The sequence below is a fragment of the Listeria kieliensis genome, from assembly GCF_003369925.1.
Classification (GTDB): Bacteria; Bacillota; Bacilli; order Lactobacillales; family Listeriaceae; genus Listeria; species Listeria kieliensis_A.
Genome location: NZ_LARY01000001.1, coordinates 1054216 through 1078957, shown reverse-complemented (window position 1 = coordinate 1078957; position 24742 = coordinate 1054216). Strand labels below are relative to the sequence as shown.

Annotated in this window: 26 protein-coding genes; 22 read left to right on the top strand and 4 right to left on the bottom strand. The window is 41.1% G+C overall.

Annotation, left to right across the window (positions count from 1 at the left end):
* The first annotated feature begins 17 nt into the window (after positions 1-17).
* Entirely contained in the window at positions 18-1376 is a 1359-nt protein-coding gene (gene gcvPA, locus UR08_RS05305) for an aminomethyl-transferring glycine dehydrogenase subunit GcvPA (RefSeq protein WP_115752598.1), read from the top strand.
* The gene (gene gcvPB / locus UR08_RS05300; protein WP_115752597.1) at positions 1373-2833 is read left to right on the top strand and encodes an aminomethyl-transferring glycine dehydrogenase subunit GcvPB; all 1461 of its coding nucleotides are present in this window, start codon (positions 1373-1375) and stop codon (positions 2831-2833) included. Before gcvPA ends, gcvPB begins: the two co-directional genes overlap by 4 nt.
* A 40-nt stretch (positions 2834-2873) precedes the next feature.
* Here the strand turns inward: gcvPB and UR08_RS05295 are convergent, their stop codons facing one another.
* The 4 genes from UR08_RS05295 to UR08_RS05280 all read right to left on the bottom strand — a co-directional run bounded on the left by UR08_RS05295 (position 2874) and on the right by UR08_RS05280 (position 5234).
* Positions 2874-3497 carry a pentapeptide repeat-containing protein gene (locus UR08_RS05295; RefSeq protein WP_115752596.1) on the bottom strand — a complete coding sequence of 208 codons (624 nt, stop codon included), beginning with the start codon at positions 3495-3497 and terminating at the stop codon, positions 2874-2876.
* A 64-nt stretch (positions 3498-3561) separates the two neighbouring features.
* Positions 3562-3942, bottom strand: coding sequence for a rhodanese-like domain-containing protein (locus tag UR08_RS05290; protein WP_115752595.1), 381 nt, complete (start codon positions 3940-3942; stop codon positions 3562-3564).
* Positions 3943-3985: 43 nt separating this feature from the next.
* A complete protein-coding gene (locus UR08_RS05285; protein ID WP_115752594.1) occupies positions 3986-4264 on the bottom strand; it encodes a hypothetical protein in 279 nt (92 codons plus the stop codon).
* Between the two features lie 7 nt (positions 4265-4271).
* On the bottom strand, positions 4272-5234 hold the full coding sequence (locus UR08_RS05280; RefSeq protein ID WP_115752593.1) for a DUF1385 domain-containing protein: 963 nt from the start codon (positions 5232-5234) through the stop codon (positions 4272-4274).
* 154 nt (positions 5235-5388) lie between these two features.
* On the opposite strand from UR08_RS05280, the gene UR08_RS05275 reads away from it, so the two are divergent.
* From UR08_RS05275 to UR08_RS05180, 20 genes are all read left to right on the top strand, one after another.
* Positions 5389-6450 carry a M24 family metallopeptidase gene (locus UR08_RS05275; RefSeq protein ID WP_115752592.1) on the top strand — a complete coding sequence of 354 codons (1062 nt, stop codon included), beginning with the start codon at positions 5389-5391 and terminating at the stop codon, positions 6448-6450.
* Between the two features lie 102 nt (positions 6451-6552).
* The gene (gene efp / locus UR08_RS05270) at positions 6553-7110 is read left to right on the top strand and encodes an elongation factor P (protein ID WP_115752591.1); all 558 of its coding nucleotides are present in this window, start codon (positions 6553-6555) and stop codon (positions 7108-7110) included.
* A 137-nt stretch (positions 7111-7247) separates the two neighbouring features.
* Positions 7248-7733, top strand: coding sequence for an acetyl-CoA carboxylase biotin carboxyl carrier protein (gene accB / locus UR08_RS05265; RefSeq protein ID WP_115752590.1), 486 nt, complete (start codon positions 7248-7250; stop codon positions 7731-7733).
* 13 nt (positions 7734-7746) lie between these two features.
* The gene (accC, locus tag UR08_RS05260; protein WP_115752589.1) at positions 7747-9111 is read left to right on the top strand and encodes an acetyl-CoA carboxylase biotin carboxylase subunit; all 1365 of its coding nucleotides are present in this window, start codon (positions 7747-7749) and stop codon (positions 9109-9111) included.
* Between the two features lie 2 nt (positions 9112-9113).
* Positions 9114-9521 (top strand): Asp23/Gls24 family envelope stress response protein, encoded by a 408-nt coding sequence (locus UR08_RS05255; RefSeq protein ID WP_115752588.1) that lies wholly within the window; start codon positions 9114-9116, stop codon positions 9519-9521.
* A gap of 31 nt (positions 9522-9552) precedes the next feature.
* Positions 9553-9936 carry a transcription antitermination factor NusB gene (gene nusB / locus UR08_RS05250; protein WP_115752587.1) on the top strand — a complete coding sequence of 128 codons (384 nt, stop codon included), beginning with the start codon at positions 9553-9555 and terminating at the stop codon, positions 9934-9936.
* Positions 9937-10044: 108 nt separating this feature from the next.
* Entirely contained in the window at positions 10045-10902 is an 858-nt protein-coding gene (folD, locus tag UR08_RS05245) for a bifunctional methylenetetrahydrofolate dehydrogenase/methenyltetrahydrofolate cyclohydrolase FolD (protein WP_115752586.1), read from the top strand.
* Between the two features lie 15 nt (positions 10903-10917).
* Positions 10918-12288, top strand: coding sequence for an exodeoxyribonuclease VII large subunit (xseA, locus tag UR08_RS05240; protein WP_240616044.1), 1371 nt, complete (start codon positions 10918-10920; stop codon positions 12286-12288).
* Positions 12260-12490 carry an exodeoxyribonuclease VII small subunit gene (xseB, locus tag UR08_RS05235; protein ID WP_115752584.1) on the top strand — a complete coding sequence of 77 codons (231 nt, stop codon included), beginning with the start codon at positions 12260-12262 and terminating at the stop codon, positions 12488-12490. The genes xseA and xseB overlap by 29 nt, the downstream gene beginning before the upstream one ends.
* A 4-nt stretch (positions 12491-12494) precedes the next feature.
* Positions 12495-13370: a polyprenyl synthetase family protein gene (locus tag UR08_RS05230; RefSeq protein WP_240616027.1), complete on the top strand. Its 876-nt coding sequence runs from the start codon at positions 12495-12497 to the stop codon at positions 13368-13370.
* A 167-nt stretch (positions 13371-13537) separates the two neighbouring features.
* Positions 13538-13738 (top strand): cold-shock protein, encoded by a 201-nt coding sequence (locus UR08_RS05225; RefSeq protein ID WP_036073340.1) that lies wholly within the window; start codon positions 13538-13540, stop codon positions 13736-13738.
* A gap of 201 nt (positions 13739-13939) precedes the next feature.
* Positions 13940-15835, top strand: a complete 1896-nt coding sequence (gene dxs, locus UR08_RS05220) for a 1-deoxy-D-xylulose-5-phosphate synthase (RefSeq protein ID WP_115752582.1) — start codon at positions 13940-13942, stop codon at positions 15833-15835.
* 4 nt (positions 15836-15839) lie between these two features.
* Entirely contained in the window at positions 15840-16676 is an 837-nt protein-coding gene (locus UR08_RS05215) for a TlyA family RNA methyltransferase (protein WP_115752581.1), read from the top strand.
* Between the two features lie 217 nt (positions 16677-16893).
* Entirely contained in the window at positions 16894-17343 is a 450-nt protein-coding gene (gene ahrC, locus UR08_RS05210) for a transcriptional regulator AhrC/ArgR (RefSeq protein ID WP_115752580.1), read from the top strand.
* Positions 17344-17360: 17 nt separating this feature from the next.
* Positions 17361-19052 (top strand): DNA repair protein RecN, encoded by a 1692-nt coding sequence (gene recN / locus UR08_RS05205; RefSeq protein ID WP_115752731.1) that lies wholly within the window; start codon positions 17361-17363, stop codon positions 19050-19052.
* A gap of 127 nt (positions 19053-19179) precedes the next feature.
* Positions 19180-20040, top strand: a complete 861-nt coding sequence (locus tag UR08_RS05200; RefSeq protein ID WP_240616026.1) for a phosphate acyltransferase — start codon at positions 19180-19182, stop codon at positions 20038-20040.
* Positions 20041-20208: 168 nt separating this feature from the next.
* Complete coding sequence (gene buk / locus UR08_RS05195; RefSeq protein ID WP_115752578.1) at positions 20209-21276, top strand: butyrate kinase; 1068 nt, start codon at positions 20209-20211, stop codon at positions 21274-21276.
* Between the two features lie 14 nt (positions 21277-21290).
* On the top strand, positions 21291-22718 hold the full coding sequence (lpdA, locus tag UR08_RS05190) for a dihydrolipoyl dehydrogenase (protein ID WP_115752577.1): 1428 nt from the start codon (positions 21291-21293) through the stop codon (positions 22716-22718).
* A 33-nt stretch (positions 22719-22751) separates the two neighbouring features.
* Entirely contained in the window at positions 22752-23750 is a 999-nt protein-coding gene (locus tag UR08_RS05185) for a thiamine pyrophosphate-dependent dehydrogenase E1 component subunit alpha (protein ID WP_115752576.1), read from the top strand.
* 3 nt (positions 23751-23753) lie between these two features.
* A complete protein-coding gene (locus UR08_RS05180) occupies positions 23754-24737 on the top strand; it encodes an alpha-ketoacid dehydrogenase subunit beta (protein WP_115752575.1) in 984 nt (327 codons plus the stop codon).
* The last annotated feature ends 5 nt before the right edge of the window (positions 24738-24742 follow it).

Sequence of the window (24742 nt, the reverse complement as noted above, 5' to 3'; positions counted from 1 at the left end):
GAAGAGGAGGAAGAAAAATGGCGAAATTTCGTTATTTACCAATGACGGAGCAAGATGAAAAAGAAATGCTTCGGGCTATTGGTGCAGAGTCAATTGAAGATTTGTTTGCGGATATTCCGGAAAAAGTACGGTTTAAAAGAGAATATGATCTTAAGCCACCACTATCTGAACCCAATTTATTAAAGGAGTTAAGTCGGTTAGCTGCTAAAAATGTAAATACGCAAGATGCGGCTTCTTTCTTAGGGGCTGGCACATACTCGCACTATATTCCGACGATTGTGGATCATGTTATTTCTCGTTCAGAGTTTTATACAGCCTATACGCCGTATCAACCAGAAATTTCACAAGGGGAACTTCAAGCGATTTTTGAGTTTCAAACATTGATTGCTGAATTAACGGGTATGGATCTTGCCAACTCTTCGATGTATGATGGGGCGACATCGCTTGCAGAAGGGGCTATGCTTGCAGCTGGACATACAAGACGTAAGAAAATTTTAGTTTCTGAAGCGGTTCACCCAGAATCGATTAATGTACTAAAAACATATGCAAAAGGACATCATGTTGAAGTGGTGCTCATTCCGGAAAAAGATGGAGTGACGGATTTAGAAGTGCTTCAAACAGAAATGAATGATGAAGTAGCAGGCGTTGTCGTTCAGTATCCAAACTTTTTCGGTCAAGTAGAAGACCTTGGCGCAATCGAACCGATTGTTCATGAACATAAAGGTTTATTCATTGTTTCCAGTAATCCACTTGCGCTTGGAATTTTAACGCCACCGGGTGAATTTGGAGCAGATATCGTTGCTGGGGATACACAGGTTTTCGGGATTTCCGAATCGTTTGGGGGACCTCACTGTGGCTATTTCGCAGTAACTACGAAATTGATGCGTAAAGTTCCAGGACGTCTCGTTGGGGAAACCGTAGATGAAAATGGAAAACGTGGTTTCGTGCTAACTCTTCAAGCACGGGAGCAACATATTAGACGTGATAAAGCGACTTCAAATATCTGTTCGAACCAAGCGTTAAACGCGCTCGCTTCTTCTGTTGCGATGGTGGCACTTGGACAAGAAGGTTTACCAGAAATGGCGAAACAAAATGTCGACAAAGCACATTATGCAAGAAAACGATTTGCCGATGCAGGCTTTGACGTGAAGTTTAGCGAAGCGTTTTTTAACGAGTTTGTCGTAAAACTTGATAACCCGGTTTCAGAAGTGAACGAAGCGCTTTTGGAACATGGTATTATTGGTGGCTATGACCTGTCGAAATACTATCCACAGTATCAAAATCACATGCTAGTAGCCGTTACTGAAATGCGAAGCAAAGAAGAAATCGACCAATTTGTTGAAACATTGGTTAACAGTCTGGAGGGAGTCAAATGAGTGAAACAATGCCTTTAGTTTTTGAGCGCTCTATTCCTGGTAGAATTGGATTTAGCTTACCAGAACAAGATGTGCCAGAAACAGGTCTAAGCCAAATTTTCGATGCTAAAACGATTCGCTCGAAAAAAGCGGATTTACCGGAACTCAGTGAACTTGAAATTATGCGTCACTATACAGAGCTATCAAATCACAATTTTGGGGTAGACTCTGGCTTCTATCCGCTTGGTTCTTGTACGATGAAATATAATCCAAAAATAAATGAAAAAGTAGCTCGATTCCCAGGTTTCGCAAATATTCATCCTTATCAACCTGAAAGCTCCGTGCAAGGTGCGATGGAATTGATGTATGATTTGCAGGAGAGTTTAGTGGAAATCACTGGGATGGATGAAGTGACACTTCAACCTGCTGCAGGTGCACAAGGAGAGTGGACGGGCTTAATGTTGATCCGCGCATTCCACGAAGCAAATCAAGATACTAAACGGACTAAAGTGATTATCCCGGATTCTGCACACGGAACAAACCCGGCATCTGCGACAGTAGCGGGTTTTGAAGTTGTGACGGTAAAATCGAATGACAAGGGACTTGTTGATGTTGAAGATTTACGGAGCGTTGTCGGAGAAGACACGGCCGCTTTAATGCTTACGAATCCGAATACGCTTGGCTTATTCGAAAAAGATATTGTGGAAATTGCTGAAATCATCCATGAAGCTGGAGGCAAGCTTTACTATGATGGTGCCAATTTAAATGCAGTTATGTCGAAAGCACGCCCTGGAGATATGGGCTTTGATGTTGTGCATTTAAACTTGCACAAAACGTTTACGGGTCCGCATGGCGGCGGTGGCCCAGGTTCTGGACCAATTGGGATCAAAAAAGATCTGATTCCTTATTTGCCAACACCTGTTTTGACCAAACAAGATGATCGCTATGTTTTTGATTATAATTACCCTGAATCAATCGGACGAGTAAAACCATTTTATGGAAACTTTGGCATTAACGTCCGTGCATATACTTATATTCGGACGATGGGTGCAGAAGGTTTGAAAAAAGTAACCGAATATGCGGTACTGAACGCCAATTATATGATGCGTCGCTTGGAAAAAGCGTTTGATCTTCCTTATAGTCAAATCTGTAAGCATGAATTTGTTTTAAGCGGTAGTAGACAAAAGAAACTCGGTGTAAGAACAACGGATATCGCGAAACGCTTGCTCGATCATAATTTCCATCCACCAACGGTTTATTTCCCACTCATTGTGGATGAAGCGATGATGATTGAACCAACAGAAACGGAATCGAAAGAAACGCTAGATAGTTTCATCGATACGATGCTTGAAATTGCAAGAGAAGCGGAAGAAGATCCTGAAATCGTTCAAGAAGCTCCGCATAATACGTATGTGAAGCGACTGGATGAAACACAGGCTGCTCGGAAACCTGTCTTGCGTTATCAAAAAGAAAGTTAACAAAAAATCCCCGAAAGCAAAGTCTGCTTCCGGGGATTTTTTAGTCTTCTATGATAATTCCAAGAATGGTTGACAAGCTGAGCGCTTGCTCGCGATTTACTTTTAAACCCTTTAAAGCAGGGACGGTTGCTGTAAGTCTATGAAAAGTCGAATCGGTGAAATCGAGTCCGAGCAAGGAAGTATTGGCGAATAGGCACTCATCAAGATTGCATCGTGTGAACGTAAATTGCTTGAATTCCGTCCCGTCAAATTCGGCTCCACTTAAATCACAATCGATAAAAGTGGCTGATTTGAAGCGACTAAAATTAAAACCAGCCAAGTTTAAACGACAGTTTTGGAAGGTAACATTTTGGAACAGTGTTTCCGAAAAGTCAATTCCTGTTAGTTTACAGTCTGTAAACGTAACACGGTGAATGGAGCTAGCGTAAAGAGTGAGATTGGATAAATCACTTTTGTCGAAAGAAACATCACTCAGTTCAATTCGTGGATAAAAACGATTTTCAAAGTAACTATTTTGAAAGCGAGAATGATCGATCATGTAATGTTCTTCTTCCGCGAGAGGGAAGGCTCCGGAAAAAGCGATTTGACTGAAAAACGGATCGTCATATGTGAGATCAGACTGATCAGTTAATCCCTCTGGAATTTTTGGAGCTGTAATTTTCATGGTAGATTTCCTCCTAGAAATAAATAAGTCGTACCTTTTTTGAGGGGTACGACTTATTAAGAAATTATTTGGCTTTCGTTTTCCCAGTCCATTTGCTATAACCACGTTTCAACTGGTAAATATCTCTGTAGCCACGTTTATAGAGCATGATTGCTGCACGATTGCTACGCTGAGCAGATTGGCAGTATAAATAAATTGGTTGATCTTTGCGGATTTCTGACGTGCGTTGTTTAAGCTGCGTAACCGGAATGTTCCGCGCGCCTAAAATATGGCCGCCATCAAATTCATTTGGTTCACGAACGTCGATCAATTGCGCTTTGCGGTAACCATCTTTAAATTCTTCTTCTGTTAGTACAGTACGCGCTTTTTTGCGCATAACAAATTGATAAACTTCATAAATGAATAAAATCAGCAAAATCGCGATTGCTAAAATCCAACTACCCAAATTCTAAACTCCTTTCCTAAAAAAGCATTATAACTATTATACCTTATTTTTTCCCTCCATCAATGACTTTAAAGGAAGATTTTTTCTTTTTTTTAGCAGGCTTTGTTTTCGATTCTCGGAGTTCTTTCGATTGCTTTACGGCACGTTTGTAAGCGGAATCGGTTTCTTTTTGTTCTGCTACTCGGTTTATAAAGTAAAAGAGGGCGGTAAAAATACTCGCGGAAAGTACTAGCCAAAACAAAATCGTCCATTTTCCAGTAAAAAGACCAACCAAACACAAAAGTAAGATAACGGCAAGAATCAGAAGTGAACTTTTTTTCATCTTCATCTTACTCCGTTATTTCCAAGTCGGAAATGTCATTTTGAACCGGTACGCCTTCTTTTTCAACGCGAAGTAATTCGTTGAATGAAGCGATGGCCACTTCCACTTGATCATCTGTAGGTTCTTTTGTCGTGAGAAGTTGGAGCCAAAGCCCGGGATAGCCGAGAAAACGTAAAACGGGAATGTTACGGCATTTGTTAGTGAGTTGCAAAACTTCAAAAGATACGCCGAGAACAACTGGAATCAGTAAAATTCGGTCTAAAATCCGTAACCAGAGTGGGTCAGTTGGAACTAAGAAATAAATAAACATTCCAACGACGACGGTGAATAAAATAAAACTACTCCCGCAACGATAATGCAGACGTGACTCTTTTTGGACGTTTGCAACGGTTAATGGAAGTCCGTTTTCAAAGCAGTTGATGACTTTATGTTCAGAGCCGTGATACTGGAAAACTCGTTTGATAATAGGAGTTTGTGAGACGGCGAAGATATAACCCAGCAATAAAAGTAGTTTGAAAAAGCTTTCTAACAAGATTTGTCCAGTGTCGCTAGGGACGAGAAATCGGAAAAACTGGGCAAGAAACACAGGGATGAGCGTCATAACAAATTTAGCAAAAATAAAAGAAAGAACGCCGATAACGGCAACACCCAGCCACATAGCAAGTTTGGATTCTTTCTTTTCCACGTGCTGCTCTTCTACCGGATCATTTGGATCTTCTTCATACCGGTCGGTAGCAAACGTTAAATGTTTAGATCCGATTGCACTGGATTCGATCAAAGCAACAATGCCACGGAGAAAAGGAATTCGTTTTAGTTTTGCGACCCAAACGGGGCTATTTTTTTCAAGATAAAAATAATCAAATGTACCATCTATTCGTCTTATGGCAGTGACAGTTTGTTTTTTGCCGCCAAACATAACGCCTTCAACAACAGCTTGACCGCCATAAGTTGGTTTTGGACTTTGTTTCATATATTCACCAACCTTCTTGATTTCTAAAGTATCATTATAGCACTTTCTAATAGGACAAGCTAGAAACGGAGCGGGTTTGAGCGCGAAATCATATTACGAAGCGCGATTTTATGCTACAATAGCAGAAGAATGAAAAAGCTAGGGAGGAAAGAACATGAACAAATTATCGAAAATTCAAGATTCGTTGCAAAAGGCAAACTATCAAGCGGTTCTTGTAACGAGTGAATACAATCGTCGTTATGTTTCTGGTTTTACGGGAACAAGTGGAGTCGCGCTCCTTTTACCTGATAAGGCTTATTTTATAACAGATTTTAGATATACGGAACAAGCAGCGAAGCAAGCGATTGGGTATGAAATTGTGAAACATACTGGACCGATTTTTGAAACTGTAAATGAACTCCTCAAACAAAACGGAGTAGGAACACTTCACTTTGAAGAAAGTTATGTAACGGTTGCTGAATTTAAATTGATGCAACAAACTTTTGAAGCAGAGCTTGCGCCGATTCAAGGCTTTTTTGAAACGATGCGTGAAGTGAAAACGGAAGCTGAATTGAAGGAAATTCGTACGGCTTGCGAAATTGCGGATGCTGCTTTTAGTCATATTATTAAATTTATGAAAGTTGGCATGAAAGAAATTGAAGTTTCGAATGAATTAGAGTTTTTCATGAGACGAAACGGTGCGACGTCTTCTTCTTTTGATACGATCGTTGCAAGTGGACTTCGTTCGGCTCTCCCTCATGGTGTTGCCTCTCAAAAGGTCATTGAAGCAGGAGACTTTGTCACGATGGATTATGGCTGTTACTATAATGGATACTGCTCCGATATGACTCGTACGGTTGCAATGGGTGAACCGGATCCTAAGCTTAAAGAAATTTATCAAATTACACTGGATGCGCAATTAAAAGTGATTGAGGCTTTAAAACCTGGTATAACAGGAATTGAAGCAGATAAAATTGCGCGAGACCATATTGCTTCGTTTGGTTATGGGGAAGCATTTGGACACTCACTTGGTCACGGGATTGGCCTTGAAATTCATGAAGGACCTAATCTTTCAATGAAAAGTGAAAAGGCACTTGTTCCTGGAAATGTCGTAACGGATGAACCTGGTATTTACTTACCTGAAATTGGTGGAGTTCGAATTGAAGACGATCTTTTGATCACAGAAACAGGAAATGAAGTCTTGATTCATTCGCCAAAAGAACTGATAATCTTATAAAATTTTCTTTGTAAGTTTGGCGGTTTTATGGTTAAATAAAATAGGATATAGTTTACGAAACTTGGATTCCAAGATCTTGGCTTATTAACAGGAGGAAAAAAGATGATTTCAGTAAATGATTTTAAAACGGGGCTTACGATCGAAGTCGATGGCGGCATTTGGCGCGTTATGGATTTCCAACACGTAAAACCGGGTAAGGGCGCTGCGTTTGTTCGCTCGAAACTCCGCAATCTTCGTACTGGAGCAATTCAAGAAAAAACATTTCGTGGTGGCGAGAAAGTTGGAAAAGCTCAAATCGATAACCGCAAAATGCAATATCTATACGCAGATGGCGACAATCATGTTTTCATGGATAATGAAAATTATGAGCAAATTGAATTACCAAGTTCGCAAATTGAATATGAACTTAAATTTTTGAAAGAAAATATGGAAATCAACGTGATTATGTATCAAGGTGAAACGATCGGCGTAGATCTTCCAAATACGGTAGAGTTAAAAGTCGTTGAAACAGAACCTGGCATTAAGGGAGATACTTCTTCTGGTGGTTCGAAGCCTGCAACGCTTGAAACTGGTCTTGTTGTACAAGTGCCGTTTTTCGTGAATGAAGGCGATACGCTTGTGATCAACACAACAGAAGCTACTTACGTTTCTCGCGCTTAACATTTCCCTGAGCACTTGCTTTTTGCGAGTGCTTTTTTGATGAAATTTAGGCGGAGTAATACTTTTTCAACATGAAATATGATACAATGTTGGTGGTATATATAATCTATATAGAGGATTAAGGAGTGTAGAATGAAATGCTATCTTTTGATGAAATTAAACAGCTAATTCAGCTGATTGATGAATCCAATTTGGATGAACTTAAACTAGAAGTTGACGATACAAAAATTCATTTACAAAAAAATAGTGGGGCTGTCACAGTTATTCCGCAAAAACAAAGCCCGGTTGCGGTGCCAGCAGTAGAAGCAGCAAGTCAAGTAACGGAAACTGCTGCAGCTGCTCCTGTTCAAACAAGTGCAGCAGAAAGTACAAGTGAAGCTGATCTTGAAGTGATCACGTCTCCAATGGTTGGAACTTTTTATGCGGCTGGTAGCCCAGATGATGCTCCTTACGTACAAGTGGGTTCTAAAGTTTCAGCAAGCACAGTGGTCTGCGTTGTCGAAGCGATGAAGCTGTTCAATGACATTACAGCAGATGTAAACGGAGAAATTGCAGAAATTCTTGTTTCAAATGGGGAGCTAGTTGAATATGGCCAACCGCTCTTTAAAGTAAGAAAACAGTAAGGGGTTCTTCGATATGATTAAAAAAGTTTTAGTAGCAAATCGGGGTGAAATCGCTGTTCGGATTATTCGTGCGGCAAAAGAACTCGGAATCGAAACGGTAGCGATTTATTCAGAGCCGGATCGCGATGCTTTACATAGTCAGCTTGCGGATGAAGCTTACTGCGTTGGGCCTGCAGCGTCCAAAGATAGTTACTTAAATATGTCGAATATTATCAGTGTTGCTGTTTTGACAAACTGTGATGCGATTCATCCTGGCTATGGCTTCTTAGCTGAAAACGCGGATTTTGCTGATCTTTGCGCAGATTGTAATATTACTTTCATCGGTCCAAGTGCAGAAGCAATTTCTCAAATGGGGACAAAAGATGTGGCGCGTGAAACGATGCGTAAAGCTGGTGTTCCTGTTGTCCCAGGTTCCCACGGGATTGTTTCTGGTGCTGAAGAAGGAAAGAAAATTGCAGCCAAAATTGGTTACCCAGTTATTATTAAAGCAACAGCAGGCGGCGGCGGAAAAGGCATTCGGATTGCCGAAGATGAAGAGAAATTAATAAGCGGTATCCAAACAACGCAACAAGAAGCAGAAGCAGCGTTTGGAGATCCCGGCGTTTATATTGAAAAATACATTGAAGATTTTCGTCATGTTGAAATCCAAGTGATGGCTGACAATCATGGAAATGTTATCCATTTGGGCGAGCGAGACTGCACGATTCAGCGACGCTTGCAAAAATTAATTGAAGAAAGCCCATCTCCTGCTCTTGACGAGAAAATGCGTCAGAAAATGGGGAAAGCGGCAGTCAAAGCAGCGAAAGCGGTAAATTATTCTGGAGCTGGAACAATTGAGTTTATCTACGAACCAAAGCAAAAATCGTTTTACTTTATGGAAATGAACACGCGAATTCAAGTGGAACATCCGGTGACGGAACTTGTTACGGGTGTGGACCTTGTGAAAGAACAATTTCTTGTAGCTTCAGGAAAAGAGCTTTCCGTGAAGCAACAAGATATTAAAATGAACGGTTGGGCAATGGAGTGCCGGATCAATGCTGAAAATCCAGCGCGGAATTTTATGCCGGCACCGGGTGAAATTACTTTTTATTTACCACCAGGTGGGAATGGCGTTCGGATTGATTCAGCGGCTTATCCTAATTACAAAATCCCGCCTTTCTATGATTCCATGATTGCTAAACTGATCTGTCATGCGGATACACGAGAAGAAGTGATTGCTAAAATGGAACGTGCTTTAAGTGAATTCGCAATTGATGGTATTCCATCAACGATCCCGTTCCATTTGAATGTTTTAGAAACGGAAGCATTTCGTTCAGGAGATTTCAATACGAAGTTCCTTGAACAAAATGACGTTATGAATAAAAGCGAGGAGGACTAATCATGGCCTATACAAGAGATCTTAGAAAAGGGCAAGATGAACCCCTTGGTAAAATTGAAATTGCTCCTGAAGTGATCGGCGTGATTGCTGGACTTGCTGCTAGCGAAGTGGAACAAGTGGCTTCCATGCAGGGAGGATTTGCTACTGAAATGCGTGAGCGCTTTGGTGGTGCTGTGAATTACCGGAAGGGCGTAAAAATTGATCTAGTAGACGATGGTATTTTAGTTGATCTCTATTGTACGGTTTTGTTTGGTGCAAGTATTCCACTTGTGGCTGAAAATGTTCAAGATGCTGTTCGCAGCGCAATTTTTAATATGACTGGACTTCACGTTCTTGAAGTCAATGTTCATGTTGTAGGCGTTCAGTTTGAAAAGACGGAACCGTTTTCTCTCGATGATCTAACCTTCTAAGCAAGTTTTGAAAGAGAAAAGGAGTACGAAAATGAAAAGAAGAGAAGCACGCGAGCGCGCACTTCAAGCTTTGTTTCAGATGGAGCTAAATGAAATGACTGCTGAACAAGCCATTGAAAACATCATGGACGGGGAAAAAGAGGCTTATGTTGAGAAGTTAGTTTTTGGAGTGACCGAGCATAAACAAGAGCTCGATGAAAAAATTACGGCACATTTGGATAATTGGAAGTTAGATCGCTTGAACAAAGTCGATTTATCGATTTTGCGAGTGGGCACATTTGAAATGTTATTTTTAGATGATGTCCCTGATCGCGTGAGTTTAAATGAATCAATTGAAATTGCTAAGGTATATAGCGACGAAAAAGCTAGCAAGTTTATTAATGGTGTACTGGCAAATATTGCGAAAAACGATTAGTGGTTTGACTGTAAGCGAGAAACCGAAAGTATTTGAAGAAAATAATCTTTTTTTCTTTCGGGTTTCTTCGTCTTACTTCATCATAAGTTTTTAAGGGGGCAATTTGAAATGGCACAAGTAATTGACGGTAAAAAATTAGCAAAAGAGATTCAAGAAAGCGTAACGAAAGAAGTAAGCGAACTAGTGGCAAAAGGGAAGCAACCCGGTCTAGCGGTTGTGCTTGTCGGTGATAATCAAGCATCCCGTACATATGTTAGAAATAAGCAAAAGCGAACGGAAGAGGCGGGTATGAAGTCCGTTTTAATCGAATTACCAGAAGAAGTGAGTGAAGCTGAACTACTTCAAACGGTAGAAGATTTGAACAACGATCATTCCATTCATGGAATTCTCGTGCAACTACCACTTCCAAAACATATTTCAGAAGATAAAGTGATTGATGCAATTAGTCAAGAAAAAGATGTGGATGGTTTTCATCCTTTAAATGTTGGAAACTTATTTATCGGGAAAGAAACCCTTGTTCCTTGTACGCCAGCGGGTATCATTGAATTAATTAAATCAACTGGCGAAACGATTGAAGGGAAACGTGCGGTTGTGATTGGAAGAAGTAACATCGTTGGGAAACCAGTGGCTCAGTTATTGCTTCAAGAAAATGCAACCGTGACCATTGCACATAGTCGAACAAAAGATTTGCCAGCAGTTGCAAGCGAAGCGGATATTTTAGTCGTTGCAACTGGACGGGCGAAATTTGTTAAAAAGAACTTTGTAAAACCAGGAGCGATTGTCATTGATGTTGGTATGGATCGAGATGAAAATAACAAACTTTGCGGGGATGTTGATTACGAAGATGTTTTTGAACAAGCGGGATTTATCACACCGGTTCCTGGTGGCGTTGGTCCGATGACGATTACAATGCTTCTTAAAAATACATTAACCGCTGCAAAAAATTTATTTGCCAAACAAGGCTAAACGACGGAAGTGATGATTTTGCAAGAAAAGTACTTAACAGTTGAGGCGTTGACTAAATATATTGAGCGTAAGTTTGAAGCGGATCCTTATTTAAAGCAAGTTTTTGTGAAAGGTGAAATTTCAAATTTAAAAATGCCGGCAAGTGGTCATCTTTATTTCACGTTAAAAGATGAAGCGGCGATGATTCGTGTCGTAATGTTTGCAAAATCTGTCCAAAAATTAAATTTTAAGCCAGAAGATGGGATGAATATTCTTTTAACTGGGCGAATTTCTGTTTTTACAAAAGCTGGAAGATACCAGTTTTATGCTGAAGGCATGGAGCCAGATGGGATTGGTGCTCTTTATGTGCAGTTTGAACAGTTAAAAGCAAAATTGGAAAAGGAAGGACTTTTTGATGCGGCGCATAAAAAAGTGCTTCCTTCTTTCCCTTCTAAGATCGCTGTTGTCACGAGTCGAACAGGGGCGGCAGTTCGAGATATTCTAACCACTATCCACAGGCGAATGCCGAGCGTTGAGGTGCTTGTTTATCCAACACTTGTTCAAGGGGAGGGCTCTGCACGGAAAGTAGCAGAAAACATTGCGCGGATTAATCAACGAAATGATATTGATTTAATGATCATTGGTCGTGGAGGCGGTTCGCTTGAAGAGCTGTGGGCGTTCAATGAAGAAGTTGTGGTTCGTTCCGTTTATGATTCGGATGTTCCCGTTATTTCGGCTGTTGGACATGAAACCGATTTTTCTCTTTCTGATTTTGCAGCAGATGTGCGAGCAGCGACACCAACCGCAGCTGCGGAACTTGCTGTTCCACACGCAGCAGACTTATTTGAAAGACTTAGTGAGCGAAAATATCGGTTGACACATTCTTTAAATTTAGTGTTTGAGCGAAAGCAGGCTGATCTACTTGGAGCGAAAAATAAACTTCAATTTTATGGACCCAAACGTTTACTTGAAAAACAAATGGAACGCCTTGATTTCGATGCTTTAAAACTAGACCAAGCGATGAAACAACAGCTTGAACGAAAACAACTCCAGTTTGAGCGTCTAGCTGGGTGGTTGCAAAGTCATTCACCTGCTAACGAGTTGAGAAAAAGTGAACAAACACTAAAAGATCTCAAAAGGCGTTTGCAAAGGGCTGCTAGTGTAAAAGTCAAAGATGAACGTCATAACTTTGTGAGACAAGTAGAAGCCCTTGAATACTTAAATCCCTTGGCTTTGCTTAAGCGAGGCTTTGGATTAACTTATAAACAAGATGAGCTTGTGAAACACCTCGATCAAATTGAGCCAGGAGATGAAGTTTTGGTGCGCATGTATGGTGGAAAATTTCAAGCGAATGTAACAGCAAAGGAGGAAATGGAAATTGGCAACGAAAAAGGAGCAGACATTTGAAGAAGCATTAAAAGAATTAGAAGAAATTGTTGCAGCGCTCGAAAGCGGATCGGCGACACTCGAAGAGTCACTGAATATGTATCAGCGTGGTATTGAACTAGCAAAGCTTTGTGAAACAAAACTAAAAACGGCAGAAGATAAAATGGCCAAAGTGGTTGATGAAGAAGGAAATGAAGCTCCTTTAGATGTGGAAGGGGAATGATCACTTGGATTTTCAGGAATTTCAAAATCATTATAAGAAGCTGACTGAAAAACGCTTAGAACAAGCTGTGGACGAGCGAATTGAATCTCGTTTGAAAGAAGCGATGCTGTATTCATTAATGGCTGGGGGAAAGCGGGTTCGTCCACTTTTGACTTTTGCAACAGTAGAAGCGCTTGGGAAAGATGCCCACCTTGCGCTTCCTGCTGCTAGTGCACTAGAGATGGTGCATACCTATAGCTTGATTCATGACGATTTACCAGCGATGGATAATGATGATTTGCGGCGCGGGAAACCTACTAATCACAAGGTTTTTGGGGAAGCCACAGCTATTCTCGCAGGAGATGCTCTTTTGACGCTCGCTTTTTCGGAAGTCGCGGAGGCGCCTGAACTGGATGAAACGAAGCGTCTGAAACTTGTTCAGGATTTAGCTAAGCAAGCAGGCGCACTTGGCATGGTCGGAGGACAACAAGCAGACATTTTAGGCGAGAAACAAAAACTTTCCCTTGAAGAGTTAGAGTCGATTCACCGCCGGAAAACCGGTGCTCTTCTTTCCTCGGCAGTCTACGCAGGAAGTATCATCGGTGACGCTACAGAAAACGAACGCATCAAATTACAAGAGTTTGCTGAAAATATTGGGATTGCTTTCCAAATTTGTGATGACATATTAGATGTTACAGGTGATTCTGAGCTGCTCGGAAAAGAAGCGGGCGCAGATGTATTGTTAGAAAAAAGCACCTATCCCAGTTTACTTACGCTTGAAGGCGCAAAAGAAGCGCTAGAAGAACGGTATCTGGCAGCTGTTCAAGCTCTTTCGGGTTTTGATTCTCGGAAAACGAAGTTACTAGATATTGCAAATTGGATTGTAAAACGTGACTATTGACATTTAATTTGGTCAAGTCATTTGCTTTTCTGAATAAAGCATGTTATTCTTAAATGGCATTATTTTTGTGGGTAAAGATACGATAGTTGAAACAACTTTTCCGTCTCGTGCCTTAAGCAAGAATAGTACAAATAAAGTGTGCACTGAGCACGAGGAGGAAAATAAAGATGGAACAAGGTACAGTTAAATGGTTTAACGCAGAAAAAGGATTTGGATTTATCGAACGTGAAGGTGGAGACGATGTATTCGTACATTTCACTGCTATTCAAGGTGACGGATTCAAAACTCTTGAAGAAGGTCAAGCAGTGACTTTCGATATCGAAGAAGGTTCGCGTGGACCACAAGCAGCGAACGTTAACAAAGCGTAAGCTTAATCGTACAATTCGAAGGCAATCCTGTTTAAAACAGGGTTGTCTTTTTTGTTTGTAAAGAATTTTTGGATTTTCTTGGTGGAAAAGCTTTAGAAATGATATAATGATGGAAGTAAATAACGAAAGAGAAGAGAAAGCCCTATTTTGGGGCATTTTTTCTTACAATGATTAATTTGGAGCGAAAGTGAGTGGTTTGGATTGGATCTTTTAAAAATTAAGGATCCTGCCTTTTTGAAGAAGATGACGATTCCAGAAATGGAAGAACTTTCGGCAGAAATACGTAAATTTTTAATAGAATCAACTTCTGTTACGGGCGGCCATATTGGACCGAATCTTGGAGTCGTTGAATTAACAATTGCTTTGCATCATTCTTTTTCAAGTCCGCGTGATAAATTCATTTTTGACGTTGGACATCAGTCATATGTTCATAAAATACTGACAGGCAGGGCAGACCGTTTTGATACACTTCGCCAGCACGGCGGACTAGATGGGTTTCCGAAAAGAAAAGAATCCGAGCATGATGTCTTTGAAACGGGGCACAGTTCGACTTCGCTTTCAGCAGCGGCTGGGATGGCGATTGCACGTGATATTAAACATGAAGATTATCATGTGCTTCCAATTATCGGGGATGGTGCTTTAACAGGTGGAATGGCCCTTGAAGCGCTTAACCATATTGGAGACATGGGAAAAGAAGTCATTGTAATTTTAAATGATAATAATATGTCGATTGCACCGAATGTTGGGGCGATGCACAATATGCTTGGGAAATTGCGAACATCAGGCAAGTTTAAGCGCGCCAAGAAAGATGTAGAACGGGCAATGAAACGAATTCCGCAAGCTGGGGACCGGATCGCTAACGCGGCGGAGCGAATTAAAGACAGTATCAAGTATTTACTTGTTCAAGGCACTTTTTTTGAGGAAATGGGTTTTACCTATCTTGGCCCTGTGAATGGTCATGATTATCAAGATTTGATCACGAACTTTGAGTTTTCGAAGAAGGTAAAAGGACCAACGCTGATTCATGTTGTGACGAAAAAAGGGAAAGGTTATGCGCCTGCTGAGACGGATAAAAGCGGGGTTTGGCACGGGACAGGCCCATATAAAATTGAAACAGGTGATTTTATTAAACCTGTTCTTGCAGCTGCTCCTTGGAGCGAAGTGATCAGTGATACCATTTTAGAACTTGCGAAAGAAGACGAACGAATCGTTGCCATTACACCTGCGATGCCGGTTGGCTCTAAGCTTGAAAAATTTGCAAAGACATTTCCAGATCGCTTTTTTGATGTCGGAATCGCGGAACAACATGCTGTAACACTTGCTGCTGGAGTTGCTGCAGATGGGCTTAAACCATTTTTAGCAATTTATTCTACTTTCTTACAACGTGGCTACGATCAAGTCGTTCATGATGTCGCACGTCAAAATTTAAGTGTTTTGATTGGAATTGATCGAGCTGGACTTGTTGGCGGGGATGGGGAAACGCATCAAGGGGTTTTTGATATTGCTTTCTTACGCAGCATCCCTAATATGGTGATCGCGATGCCAAAAGATGAAAATGAAGCGTATCACTTGATTCAAACTGCACACGCTTTTTCAGGACCATTTGCTTTACGCTACCCGCGTGGTTCAGGATCTGGTGCTGTAATCGTGAAGGATAAAGCCAGCCTTCCAATTGGTAGTTGGGAAACACTAATTGAACCAGTGAACGCAGTTATTTTAACTTTTGGAACCACAATTGATATGGCACTTTTAGCGGCAGAAGCGTTAAATAAACGAGGTCTTGGCGTAGGGGTTGTGAACGCACGCTTTATAAAACCGCTGGACGAAAAGCTACTTCAAACTCTCTTAGAACGGAAGCTTGCCATTTTAACGGTTGAAGAGGCCGTTCTTGCAGGAGGTTTTGGTAGTAGTGTACTTGAGTTTGCGGAAGAACAAGGCGTTTTAGACGTGCTCATTCATCGGATCGGCTTGCCAGACGAATTTATCAGCCACGGCTCTGTTGACTTGCTATTAAAGGAAAACGGAATCTCGCAGGAAGCGATTGAACAGAAATTGGAAGAAATGCTTGGGTATTTCGGAAAGCTAGAGGCGAACTAAGAAAATGAATGTGAAAAAAGAACGTGCGGATGTGCTACTTGTTGAAGAAGGGCTATTTGAGACACGAGAAAAAGCAAAACGAGCGATCATGGCTGGCATTGTTTATCGTGCAAATACACGTGTTGATAAGCCAGGAGAGAAGATTCCTGTGGATAGCCAGCTACGGATTAAAGGCGAAACGCTTCCTTATGTGAGTCGTGGCGGGTTAAAACTTGAAAAAGCACTGAAGGTTTTTGATTTTAAAGTAAAAGATAAATTGATGCTTGATATTGGAGCGTCAACAGGTGGCTTTACGGATTGTGCGCTTCAAAATGGAGCTAAACATTCTTACGCGTTAGATGTTGGCTACAACCAGCTCGCGTGGAAACTTCGGAGTGATGACCGAGTAACCGTGATGGAGCGGACGAATTTCCGTCATGTTACACCAGCAGACTTTAATGAAGGGCTTGCAGAATTTGCAACGATTGATGTTTCTTTTATTTCCTTGAAATTGATTTTGCCGGTGCTTCGAACTGTTCTTGTGCCAAACGGAGACGTTATGACATTAATTAAACCGCAATTTGAAGCCGGAAAAGAACAGGTGGGTAAAAAAGGAATTATTCGTGATCCGAAAATTCACGCGGCAGTTGTGAATGAAATTTTGACGTTTGCTCAAGGTATTGGCTATACGATTCGCGGTTTGGATTATTCGCCAATTACGGGCGGCGAAGGAAATATTGAATTTATTGCTCATTTAACTTGGATGGGAAATGAAAATGAGTCAGGAGAGAACTTGCTTGTTTCGGATGCAGTTGAACAAGTTGTACAAACGGCTCACCTTGAGCTTGATAAGAAGAAGTAAAAAATGGAGACCATACTATGAGTGGGTCTCCATTTTTTAGTAGAATTTGGGAAAGTAAGTGGATTTCATAAATTTTAGCAGCTATTTTTGATTTTCATGTATCAACATGAATAAAATATCTTTGCATTTTAAAAAACCAATTAGCGTTAAATTCGTGACTTTATGCGTTTTTTTCGATAAGATGGAGGTAGAAAAAATTTCGTGAGGTGAAAAAATTATGAATAAAGGGCATCGTCATATTATTATTCGTGAACTCGTTACTTCGAATGAGATCGACACGCAAGAAGAACTCGTTGATTTACTTCAGGAACGTGGAGTTAAAGTTACGCAAGCTACGATTTCGCGTGATATTAAAGAACTTCATTTGGTTAAAGTTCCAACGCAAAATGGAACTTACAAATACAGTTTGCCTGCAGATAATAAATTCAATCCGCAGCAGAAATTAAAACGAGCTTTAGTAGATTGTTTTATTAGCGTAGATACTGTGCAGTTTATCTTGATCTTAAAAGTGATGCCAGGAAACGGAAATGCGATCGGTGCTCTGCTTGATAATTTGAACTGGCCAGAAAAGGCTGGTACGCTTTGCGGAGACGACACGTGTCTAATTATTTGCCGCTCAGATCTTGAAGCAAAGAGAGTGGCTGAACGATTAGTTGAAATGCTTTAATGGAAGGTGAGGATGGGATGTTACAAGAATTAACCATTCATAATTTTGCGATCATCGAGTCCCTCTCCCTTTCTTTTGAGGAAGGGATGACTGTATTAACTGGGGAAACAGGTGCAGGGAAGTCAATTATTATTGATGCGCTGGGTCTTTTAGTTGGCGGAAGAGGATCTAGTCAGTTTATTCGCCACGGTGAAGAAAAACTTTCGCTTGAGGGCTTATTCCAGCTTTCAAATGAAAACAAGGCGCTCGAATCGTTACTTTCTGAAAGTGGTATTGATTTTTCTGATGGTATGGTAGTGCTTGAACGAACGGTTTTTAAATCTGGTAAGAATGTCTGTCGCGTTAATGGAAAACTGGTTACAACAGGTTTATTACGTGATGTTGGTGCAAAATTATTAGATATTCATACGCAACATGAACATCAGGAACTCATGCAAGATGAGTTTCATTTGAGTTTACTTGATCGGTTTGCCGGTCAAACGCTAGCAAAGTCAGTTCAGGCGTATCAAACAACCTTTGCGAAATACAAACAAGCTGAAAAGGAATTCCACCATTTTACACAAAACGAACGTGAACTGGCACAACGCCTTGATATGTTGCGATTCCAAGAGCAAGAGATTGCCGCAGCCAATCTGGAAAGTGGTGAAGAGGAAAGACTATCTGAGCAAAAAAATCGGTTAGTCAACTTTGAAAAGCTTTCTGAAAGTTTGAGTGCTGCTTACAATGCTTTAACGGGAGAGCCGGGTGGTTTGACCTTTACAGGCGAAGCCATGCGTGAACTGGAATCGGCAAGCTCAGTTACAAACGATTATCGCGTGCTTAATGAAAACGTTGCTTCTAGCTATTATCAACTGGAAGATGCTGTCTCGGAAATTCGCCAAGCACTCGACCAGTTAGAATTTCAGCCAGATGAACTGAATGAAATTGAAAATCGATTGGCTGAATTAAGTCAGCTAAAACGAAAATACGGAAAGACCATAGACGATATCATTCAGTATTACGAAGAAATTACAGTGGAAATTGATCAACTTGAAAATAGCGAACAAAGCGTTGGAAAATTGGAAGAAAAAGTGGAACAATGGAAAGAGAAAGTCAAACAGCAGGCAGAAGCTTTGACAAAAATGCGCCAAAAGGCAGCTGAAAAATTAGAAAAACAAATTAAGCAAGAACTTAATCAGTTATACATGGAAAAGGCTGTGTTTGAAGTACATTTTGCAAAGTCTAGGGATTTTCAGGAAACAGGACAGGATGAAGTGGTGTTTTATATTTCAACGAATCCTGGTGAACCAGCAAAACCGCTGTCAAAAGTAGCATCAGGCGGTGAACTTTCCCGAATGATGTTGGCGCTTAAAACGATCTTTTCGAGGCATCAAGGAATCACATCAATCATTTTTGATGAAGTGGACACTGGCGTCAGTGGACGTGTAGCTCAAGCTATTGCAGAAAAAATCTATGCAGTTTCTGTTGGTTCGCAAGTTCTTTGTATTTCTCATTTGCCACAAGTAGCTGCGATGGCAGATCATCATTTCTATATTACGAAACAGGTTCAAAACAATCGAACTATCACGCACGTAGAAAGAATCACAGGTGAGGAAAAAGTGCTTGAAATTGGTCGAATGATCGCAGGAACAGAAATTACTAAACTTGCCAAACAACACGCGGAAGAAATGATTGAGCAAGCAAAGGCTATCAAGAAAAACAATGAATAAAACAAAACGGCTTGCATGTGGAAGAGTTTTTGTTTAAAATGGAAAGGTGGTTTTTAACACCTGGTCATAAAAACAGATGCTAATCCTAAACAAGCCTTTTTTGTGTAAACTTAAAGGGGGAAAGGTTTTGGAAAAAGAGTCAGTTTTAAAAACGAGTTTCGCCAAAAAAAGGATTTATGCAGTAGCAGGGGCAAGCGATCCAGTAATCAAGCAAACGGTTGACTTAGCTCTGCAAAATGATTTAGGAGAATTCCTTTTATTTGGACCTGGAGAGCTTCTTTATGATGAGCAAAAAGTAAAAGTTATTCCAGCTAGTTCAGATGAAGAAGCAGCTAAACTAGCTGTTCAAGCAGTTAGAGCTGGAGAAGCCGATGTGCTTGTAAAAGGCTTTGTGCCAACTGCAACCGTACTTCGTGCTGTTCTTCAAAAAGAAACGGGTTTACGAACAGATAAATTGTTATCTCAAATCGCCATGTTTGAACTGCCGAGTTATTCGAAACCACTTTTTATCACAGACTGTGCGATGAATATTGCCCCAACACTAGAAGAAAAGAAACAAATTACGCTAAATGCAATTGATGCGGTTCGTAAATTTGGCGTTTCTGCACCTAAAGTCGTTTTTTTAAGTGCGGTTGAACAAGTGACCGAAAAGATGCCTTCGACTGTTGATGCTGCGTCACTGGTTGACTTTGTAAACCAAACTTATCCAGAACTCGAAGTGGCAGGGCCGCTTGCATTTGATGCTGCGATTTCGAAGGAAGCCGCTTTACATAAAGGCATCGAAAATGCTGCAGCAGGAGATGCTGACTTAATCGTTGTGCCAAACATCGAAACCGGAAATGCTCTTTATAAGGCGCTTGTTTATTTTGGAAATGCCCATGTTGCAAGTTCCGTTATCGGTGCTAAAGCGCCAGTAGTGATTTCTTCACGAAGTGATTCCGCTGAAAACAAATTGCTTTCGTTTTTGTTAACTGGCAGAATGGTCTGAATATGATAAACAAATGTGAATAAAGCGTTTTCTTTGTTTTTGAAGCAAAGCCTTTTTTTCTTCTAAACCCCCATGTTACAATAGTGCTGAATAGACTGACAACATCAATCAAATTTCACAAATTCGATTGATTCTGAGGATTCACCTGAAAAACGAAGGGGGTATAACATGAGCCACACAGTTTTAGCGATCAATCCTGGTTCGACTTCGACCAAGGTTGCGGTTTATGATGGAGAAGAACTTCGCTTTGAGGAGGAAATGCGTCACTCATACGAAGAGCTGAAACAGTTTGAAAGCATCCTAAGTCAACTGGAGTTTCGTAAAAGTAAGATTCTTGACAGGCTAAATGCACGAGATTTTGATCTTAATGAGTTAGATGCTGTTGTCGGGCGAGGTGGTTTACTTAGACCTTTAAAGGGAGGTACTTATGAAGTAAGCGATCAAATGGTGAAAGATTTACAGATTGGTATTTCGGGTCAACATGCTAGTAATTTAGGTGGATTAATAGCGAAAGAACTAAGTGATCCACTTGGTAAAAAAGCTTATATTGTTGATCCTGTTGTCGTAGATGAATTGATTCCAGTATCCCGCATTTCTGGTCATAAAGACTATGAACGCATCAGCATTTTTCATGCGCTCAACCATAAAGCAACAGCTCGTAAAGTGGCACGCGAACTTTCGACGACTTATGAAGAGAGTCGTTTTGTCATCGCTCACTTGGGCGGAGGGATTTCTGTTGCAGCTCATATGAACGGGGAAGCGATTGATGTGAATAATGCCCTTGGCGGAGAAGGGCCTTTTAGCCCAGAACGCTCCGGCACACTTCCTTTATCCACTTTTCTTGAATCGTGCTTTCAAGAAGGGATGACGAAAGAAAAGTTAAAAAAACAATTGATTGGGGAAGGTGGCATGGTTTCTTATTTTGGAACCAATAACATGCTTGAGATTGAAAAGCGAATTGAAGCGCAAGATGAAGAAGCGGAACTTATTTTTAAAGCTATGGCCTATCAAGTTGCAAAAGAAATAGCAGCAGTCTCTGTTCATTTCAAAGGGGATCTGGATGCGATTATTTTGACAGGTGGGCTTGCGAAGAGCACGAGATTTACGCAGCAAGTCTCAGAACTCGTTTCTTGGATTAGTAAAGTGATTATCTCGCCGGGGGAAGATGAATTACTCGCATTAAATGAAGGCACTCAGCGGGTTCTTGCAAAAAAAGAAAAAGCGAAAGCCTATTAAAAGGAGGAACAAGAATGGCAAAAGAATATGATGTGGTCGTTTTAGGCGGCGGAACCGGAGGATATGTAGCAGCAATTGAAGCAGCTAAAAAAGGTCTTAGTGTAGCTGTTGTTGAAAAGGATCGTCTAGGAGGTACTTGTTTACACCGTGGTTGTATCCCAAGTAAAGCGTTACTTCGCTCTGCCGAGGTTTTTCAAACGGTAAAAAGAGCAGAAGAGTTTGGTGTCGCAGTCGAAGGAAATGCATCTGTTAATTTCCTCAAAGCGATTGAACGTAAAAACCAAATTGTCGATCAGTTAACGAATGGGATTCATCAGTTGTTTAAAAAAGGAAAAATTGATCTTTATGAAGGAACTGGAACTATTCTTGGCCCTTCCATTTTTTCGCCAACTGCGGGAACGATTTCGATTGAATTTAATGATGGCTCTGAAAACGAAATGATTATTCCTAAAAACTTGATTATTGCAACGGGTTCAAGACCGCGTTCTTTAAAAGGGCTGGAGCTAGACGAAAAAGATGTCTTTTCTTCTGATGGAGCCTTGCAAATGGAAGAATTGCCAAAGTCTATTTTGATTGTTGGCGGTGGCGTAATCGGTATGGAATGGGCATCAATGTTACATGACTTTGGCGTAGATGTAACGGTTCTTGAATATGCGGATCGAATTGTTCCAACTGAAGATCAAGAAATTTCAAAAGAGCTTACACGTCTCTTTAAGAAAAAGAAAATCAAGATGGTAACAAGTGCTGAGGTTCAACCGGATTCGCTTGTTAAACAAGATGGTTCCGTTACAATTGAAGCCATTGTGAAAGGTGAGACGCAAAGCTTTACGGCTGAAAAAATGCTTGTTTCAGTAGGTCGGGCTGCTAATGTAGAAAATATCGGATTAGAAAATACGGATGTCGTTGTTGAACGTGGCTTCATTCAAGTGAATGAACGATTCCAAACAAAAGAAAGTCATATTTTTGCAATTGGAGATTGCATTCCAACTATGCAACTAGCACATGTTGCGATGCATGAGGGCATTATTGCGGCAAGCTATATTGCCGGGGAAGCGGTTGAAGAACTTGATTATGACCTTGTACCGCGCTGTATTTATACTTCTCCTGAGATTGCTAGTGTTGGGATTAGTGAGGAAACGGCAAAAGAACGTGGCTATGAAGTGAAAAAAGGGAAATTCTTCTTCCGTGGAATCGGAAAGGCACTTGTATTTGGCGAATCCGACGGCTTTATTAAAGTGATTGCTGATAAAAAAACGGATGACTTACTCGGCGTTTCCATGATTGGCCCGCATGTAACAGACATGATTAGTGAAGCGGCACTTGCACAGGTGTTAAACGCTACTCCATGGGAAATCGGAGAAACAATTCACCCGCACCCAACGCTTTCGGAAGCATTTGGTGAAGCAGCACTTGCTGTTGATGGCAATCAAATTCATGGCTAAAAAATGAACTTGGAAAGTATAGGAGGAACGATAATGGCTTTAAAAGATACGGGTTTGTCAAAAGAAAAATTATATGAAATGTTTCGAACGACTTTACTCGCAAGAAGACTGGATGAACGAATTTGGCTTTTAAATCGTTCGGGGAAAATCCCGTTTACGATTTCTGGACAAGGACAAGAAATTGCGCAAATTGGTGCGGCTTATGCGTTTGATTTAGATAAGGATTATTGTCTACCTTATTATCGTGATTTAGCAGTTGTACTTGCTTTTGGAATGACGGCGCAAGATATCATGCTTTCCGCATTTGCGAAAGCTGAAGATCCAAACTCAGGTGGTAGACAAATGCCTTCGCACTTCGGACAAAAGAAAAATCGAATTGTGACACAAAGTTCACCGGTTACAACTCAGTTCCCGCATGCTGCTGGAATTGGACTAGCCGCTCAGATGGCAGGCGATGATATTGTAGCTTACACATCAACGGGGGAAGGTTCTTCTAACCAAGGAGATTTCCATGAAGGAATTAACTTTGCAAGTGTTCATAAATTGCCTGTTGTGTACGTGATCCACAATAACAAATATGCGATTAGTGTTCCTGCCGAAAAACAATACGCTGCAGAAAAATTGTCAGACAGGGCGCTAGGTTACGGAATCCCTGGCGTGCGCGTAGACGGGAACAACATGGCGGAAGTCTACCTTGCTTTTAAAGAAGCAGCGGATCGGGCAAGAAAAGGGGAAGGGCCAACGCTAATTGAGACGATTTCTTATCGGTTTACACCGCACTCCTCAGATGATGATGACCGCTCTTACCGAACTCGTGAAGAAGTGGAAAGTGCTAAAGCGAATGATCCGTTAATGATTTTCAAAAACGAACTGCTTGAAGAAGGATTTTTAACGGAAGCGGATGTGGAAACACTTGAAAAAGAAATCGCAAAAGAAGTGAATGAAGCGACTGAGTATGCGGAAAATGCGCCTTACTCGGAGCCGGAATCAGCACTTCGCTTTGTGTATGAAGAACGTACGGGGGAGGAATAAAGGATGCCAGTCATTTCATATATTGATGCCATTACGATGGCACTTCGTGAAGAAATGGAACGCGATGAAAAAGTGTTCATTTTAGGAGAAGACGTCGGGAAAAAAGGCGGCGTATTTAAAGCAACTGCTGGATTGTACGATCAGTTTGGTGAAAAGCGAGTGATTGATACACCACTTGCTGAATCAGCTATTGCAGGTGTTGGAATTGGAGCAGCCATGTATGGCTATCGTCCGGTTGCAGAAATGCAGTTTGCCGATTTCATCATGCCTGCTGTCAACCAAATCATTTCAGAAGCAGCTCGAATTCGTTATCGTTCGAATAATGATTGGAGTGTTCCGATGGTAATCCGTGCACCATTTGGCGGTGGTGTTCACGGCGCACTTTATCACTCACAGTCTGTTGAAAAAGTCTTTTTCGGACAACCTGGACTTAAAATCGTGATCCCATCGAACCCGTATGATGCGAAAGGCTTGTTAAAAGCAGCGATTCGCGATAACGATCCGGTTTTATTTTTTGAACATAAACGCGCTTACCGGTTGCTAAAAGGGGAAGTCCCGGAAACGGATTATACGGTACCAATCGGAAAGGCTAATGTGGTACGTGAAGGTAGCGATATCACGGTAATTACTTATGGTCTTGCGGTCGAGTTTGCTCAACAAGCGGCGGAACGACTTGCAAGCGATGGCTATGAAGCACACATCCTTGATTTGCGGACAATTTACCCACTCGATCAAGAAGCTATTATCGAAGCAGCTCAAAAAACTGGGAAAGTACTCCTTGTTACAGAAGATAACTTACAAGGAAGTATCATCGGAGAAGTTTCTGCGATTATTGCGGAAAACTGCTTGTTCGATCTTGATGCGCCTATTATGCGCTTAGCAGGTCCGGATTCTCCTGCGATGCCGTTTTCACCGACGATGGAGAAATTCTTTATGATCAATCCGGATAAAGTACTGGAAAAAATGCGTGAGCTAGCTGAATTCTAATGAAG

Coding starts and splice junctions, on each gene's coding strand:
- gcvPA (WP_115752598.1), top strand. CDS start 18: ATGGCGAAATTTCGTTATTTACCAATGACGGAGCAAGATGAAAAAGAA.
- gcvPB (WP_115752597.1), top strand. CDS start 1,373: ATGAGTGAAACAATGCCTTTAGTTTTTGAGCGCTCTATTCCTGGTAGA.
- UR08_RS05295 (WP_115752596.1), bottom strand. CDS start 3,497: ATGAAAATTACAGCTCCAAAAATTCCAGAGGGATTAACTGATCAGTCT.
- UR08_RS05285 (WP_115752594.1), bottom strand. CDS start 4,264: ATGAAAAAAAGTTCACTTCTGATTCTTGCCGTTATCTTACTTTTGTGT.
- UR08_RS05280 (WP_115752593.1), bottom strand. CDS start 5,234: ATGAAACAAAGTCCAAAACCAACTTATGGCGGTCAAGCTGTTGTTGAA.
- UR08_RS05275 (WP_115752592.1), top strand. CDS start 5,389: ATGAACAAATTATCGAAAATTCAAGATTCGTTGCAAAAGGCAAACTAT.
- efp (WP_115752591.1), top strand. CDS start 6,553: ATGATTTCAGTAAATGATTTTAAAACGGGGCTTACGATCGAAGTCGAT.
- accB (WP_115752590.1), top strand. CDS start 7,248: ATGCTATCTTTTGATGAAATTAAACAGCTAATTCAGCTGATTGATGAA.
- accC (WP_115752589.1), top strand. CDS start 7,747: ATGATTAAAAAAGTTTTAGTAGCAAATCGGGGTGAAATCGCTGTTCGG.
- UR08_RS05255 (WP_115752588.1), top strand. CDS start 9,114: ATGGCCTATACAAGAGATCTTAGAAAAGGGCAAGATGAACCCCTTGGT.
- nusB (WP_115752587.1), top strand. CDS start 9,553: ATGAAAAGAAGAGAAGCACGCGAGCGCGCACTTCAAGCTTTGTTTCAG.
- folD (WP_115752586.1), top strand. CDS start 10,045: ATGGCACAAGTAATTGACGGTAAAAAATTAGCAAAAGAGATTCAAGAA.
- UR08_RS05225 (WP_036073340.1), top strand. CDS start 13,538: ATGGAACAAGGTACAGTTAAATGGTTTAACGCAGAAAAAGGATTTGGA.
- UR08_RS05215 (WP_115752581.1), top strand. CDS start 15,840: ATGAATGTGAAAAAAGAACGTGCGGATGTGCTACTTGTTGAAGAAGGG.
- ahrC (WP_115752580.1), top strand. CDS start 16,894: ATGAATAAAGGGCATCGTCATATTATTATTCGTGAACTCGTTACTTCG.
- recN (WP_115752731.1), top strand. CDS start 17,361: ATGTTACAAGAATTAACCATTCATAATTTTGCGATCATCGAGTCCCTC.
- buk (WP_115752578.1), top strand. CDS start 20,209: ATGAGCCACACAGTTTTAGCGATCAATCCTGGTTCGACTTCGACCAAG.
- lpdA (WP_115752577.1), top strand. CDS start 21,291: ATGGCAAAAGAATATGATGTGGTCGTTTTAGGCGGCGGAACCGGAGGA.
- UR08_RS05185 (WP_115752576.1), top strand. CDS start 22,752: ATGGCTTTAAAAGATACGGGTTTGTCAAAAGAAAAATTATATGAAATG.
- UR08_RS05180 (WP_115752575.1), top strand. CDS start 23,754: ATGCCAGTCATTTCATATATTGATGCCATTACGATGGCACTTCGTGAA.